At 71.3% G+C, this 3,080-nt stretch carries 5 protein-coding genes; 2 read left to right on the top strand and 3 right to left on the bottom strand.

Going from position 1 to position 3,080, the window contains the following annotated elements; genetic code table 11:
* Positions 1-128: 128 nt before the first annotated feature.
* The gene (locus HMPREF3086_RS19830; RefSeq protein WP_370650909.1) at positions 129-203 is read right to left on the bottom strand and encodes a 50S ribosomal protein bL37; all 75 of its coding nucleotides are present in this window, start codon (positions 201-203) and stop codon (positions 129-131) included.
* A 104-nt stretch (positions 204-307) separates the two neighbouring features.
* Between HMPREF3086_RS19830 and HMPREF3086_RS00695 the strand changes: the two genes are divergently transcribed.
* The gene (locus HMPREF3086_RS00695) at positions 308-523 is read left to right on the top strand and encodes a biotin/lipoyl-binding carrier protein (RefSeq protein ID WP_061915251.1); all 216 of its coding nucleotides are present in this window, start codon (positions 308-310) and stop codon (positions 521-523) included.
* 78 nt (positions 524-601) lie between these two features.
* Here the strand turns inward: HMPREF3086_RS00695 and HMPREF3086_RS00690 are convergent, their stop codons facing one another.
* Positions 602-850, bottom strand: coding sequence for a WhiB family transcriptional regulator (locus HMPREF3086_RS00690; RefSeq protein ID WP_007630625.1), 249 nt, complete (start codon positions 848-850; stop codon positions 602-604).
* Between the two features lie 393 nt (positions 851-1,243).
* Between HMPREF3086_RS00690 and HMPREF3086_RS00685 the strand changes: the two genes are divergently transcribed.
* On the top strand, positions 1,244-1,666 hold the full coding sequence (locus tag HMPREF3086_RS00685; RefSeq protein WP_246830834.1) for a hypothetical protein: 423 nt from the start codon (positions 1,244-1,246) through the stop codon (positions 1,664-1,666).
* Between the two features lie 25 nt (positions 1,667-1,691).
* Here HMPREF3086_RS00685 and HMPREF3086_RS00680 read toward each other — a convergent pair.
* Positions 1,692-3,080 (bottom strand): Rv3212 family protein (locus HMPREF3086_RS00680; protein ID WP_371441630.1); only part of this gene is annotated, 1,389 nt, incomplete at its 5' end.

Here is a 3,080-nt window from a genome sequence, read left to right as displayed (position 1 = left end):
AGGATCGCAGCTTGTTCAGCAGTCTCCTAGACCGGCCGGGCGGTCGACGTCACGGCCGCGCCGGACACAGACGAAGGGGCGGGCACCTGTTCGGTGCCCGCCCCTTCGTCGTTCGTGCGTTCCTGAACTCAGCTGTTCGGACGCTTGCCGTGGTTAGCGTTCTTCTTGCGGCGATCCCGCCTCTTGCGGCCACGCTTGCCCATGGTCGCCTCCTTTCGTCGGTGTACAAGTCTTCCATGCGCGGGCCCGTGTGGTTGCATTGGAGGTGTCCGGGGGCCGCCTTCGAGGAAGTAGAGGAACAATCCGTATGGCTGAACAGGTCCGTGCCGAGATGGTCGCGAACGTCATGGAGGTCGTCGCGGCGGTCGGTACCGAGGTCGCCGAGGGCGACACGATCGTGCTCCTCGAGTCGATGAAGATGGAGATCCCGGTGCTGTGTGAGACCTCCGGCAGCGTGACCGAGGTCGCGGTGAAGCCGGGGGACGTCATCCAGGCGGGTGACCTCATCGCGGTCATCGACTGACGGGGCGGATGCTCTCACGCCGAAGGCCGGCCCGTCCCCGTGGGGGAGGGGGCCGGCCTTCGGCGTATGTGGTCCGTGTCAGACGGCGGTGCGGGTGCGGGCGCGGCGACGCTTGAGGGCGCGACGCTCGTCCTCGCTCATGCCGCCCCAGACGCCGGCGTCCTGGCCGGACTCGAGGGCCCAGGACAGGCACTCGGCGGTGACGGGGCAGCGGTTGCAGACGATCTTCGCCTCGGCGATCTGCGCGAGGGCGGGTCCGGAATTGCCGACGGGGAAGAACAGCTCGGGATCCTCGTCGCGGCAGATGGCCTTGTGGCGCCAGTCCATGGGAACTCCTTTGATGTGAGACCGTGATCGGGTGCGCCGGGCAGCACGAACAGCCGCCGCCGACCCGTGGACATGTAGAGTTCACTGGCGGACGTGCGTGATCGATGGCACCCGGCGGGTGGTGGGGGATCTGTACCCTTTCCGCGGGCTCGCTCCTGTCGGAGGGGCTCCCGGTTAAGGCGAGGCAAACACGGTGTGTCTGCGCTGTTACAAATGATCGTCCCACGATTTCATGACAAGTCAATACGTTTGAGCGTCTATGTGGTAAACGTCACGCGGCTTGTCAAATCGTCGGAAAACCGCACACCAGAGGCGGTAATGGCCTAACTGGACCACGGTCCGACTGGTGGTTTCGGTGGCGTGGCGAGGCCCGCTTAGTCTGGAGAGGTGAACGTGAGACGACCAGATGACCGTGGTGTTCCCGCCGATCCCCGCGCGGCGATCCCCGCGCCGGTCCGCCTCGCCGGGTGGATCTCCTCGGCCCAGGGACTGATCGGTGTCGGCGTGGCCGTGATGCTGTTCGTCCGGGCGTTGGGCGGGCACCGCGAGGAGACCGTCGTCATCAGCGGCTACGGGACCGCGGTGTGGTTCGCGATCCTCGGCGGCGGGTTGTTGGCCGCGGGGGTCGGGTTGCTCCGCGGCCGGCGATGGGGCCGCGGGCTCGTCGTGATCGCCGAGCTCCTGCTGCTGTTCGTCGCCTGGTACGTCGGGGTGGGATCGGGTCAGTACCTCGCCGGCATCGTCCTGGCGCTGGTGTGCGCGACGGCGCTGGTGTCGCTCTTCCGGCGCGAGGCTGTCGAGTGGTACGCCGTCTGACCCTCCCGGCGCGACCCGCCCGGCGTCAGGCCAGCATCTTGTAGGCGTGGACCGCGCCGTCCCGGCGTTCGTAGAGGATGTCGCCGATCTGGGACAGGCCGGTCACGCCCTTCCCGCCGCCGACAGAAGGCCCGCCCCCGCTAGTGGGGCCGCCCCCGGAGGGCTCCTCGCCCGCGCCCTCACCGGGCGTGATGGGCACCTGTCGGTTCCCGGCCCCCGTGTCGCGCTCGAGGACGCGGAAGCCACCGGCGTCGGGCACCAGGACCCAGTCGCGGGAGGTGGCGACGTCGGGGTCGGGGGACCAGCCGCCGGTCAGGCCGGGCCCGGTGGTCGCCGGGGCTGTCCAGGAGTGCGCGCCGGTGACGGCGGAGAAGGCGTGTGTGGCGGTGCCGTCGAACCAGCGCGCCTGCGTGTCGTCGCCGGCCACGGTCCGCGGGTCGGGCTTGGCGGCGGGCTCGGCGGGCAGCGGCAGGACCGGGGCGTAGTCGCGGGGGGCGGTGAACCACTCGACCGCCCAGGCGCCGCCCCGATCCGTCAGGGCGAGGACACCGTCGTCGCTGACGTCGATGATCCACAGCCCGTCGGCGCCCGTGGTGTCGGAGGCGATCTCCTCGGGCTTGCGGCTGTCCTCGGGCACCGTCTCGGACAGGGTCAGCCGAGCCGAGTCGTCGCCGGGGCAGCGTTCGGCCACGGCGAAGCGCTCGTCGGTGAGGTCGGCGGTCCCGAGGGTGCAGCCGGTGCGCGGTTGCATGTCCGCCTCCTGGGGCGCCTCGACGGCCCCGTACTCGACCGTGCGGACGAGGTCGTCGCGCCAGATCTCGAGCCGTGCGGGGCTGGACGCGAGGGCGTGCCGCCAGGTGGACGTGAGCTGCATGGTGTCGGGGAAGGCGCTCTGGCGGGTGCTGCTGTACTGCTGGGTGGTCGGGTCGAGCGCGGTGACGTCGCTGCACCCGGCCGCGCCGTCGAAGGCGGCGGCGAGGATGTCGGCGTAGAACGTCGCCGCGCAGAGCGGCCCGGCGTGGGAGTAGGACCACGTCTGCTCGCCCGAGCCGGCGTCCCGGCCGACGAGCGTGCCGTCGTCGGTGACGGTGACGAGGTTGCCCTTGGTGGTCAGCGGCGCGCCCGGATCCGCCGACGGCTGCGACCACAGTGCCCGGAGTGACGTGGGTGGCGCGGTGGCGGGTCCGTAGACGGGCTGCCCGGCGCCGGCGGCGGAGAAGTCGGAGCGGGCGGCGCTCCCGGTGAGGAGGACGCCCCCGGCCGCCACCGCCATGACGACGGTGATGACCGCCGCGGTGACCAGGTCGCGCCGGGTGCGGCGTTCGGAGGGCACGCCCCGGCGCGGTCGGCGGCGGCCGGTGGGGGCGTCGTCGGATGCGCGCACGTGTGACCTGCGTGGTGCGGACGGGCGGGT

This window comes from Dietzia sp. HMSC21D01 (genome assembly GCF_001815995.1).
Lineage (GTDB): Bacteria > Actinomycetota > Actinomycetes > Mycobacteriales > Mycobacteriaceae > Dietzia > Dietzia cinnamea.
Note: the sequence above shows the minus strand (reverse complement) of the source record. Positions and strands in the feature narration are given on the sequence as shown.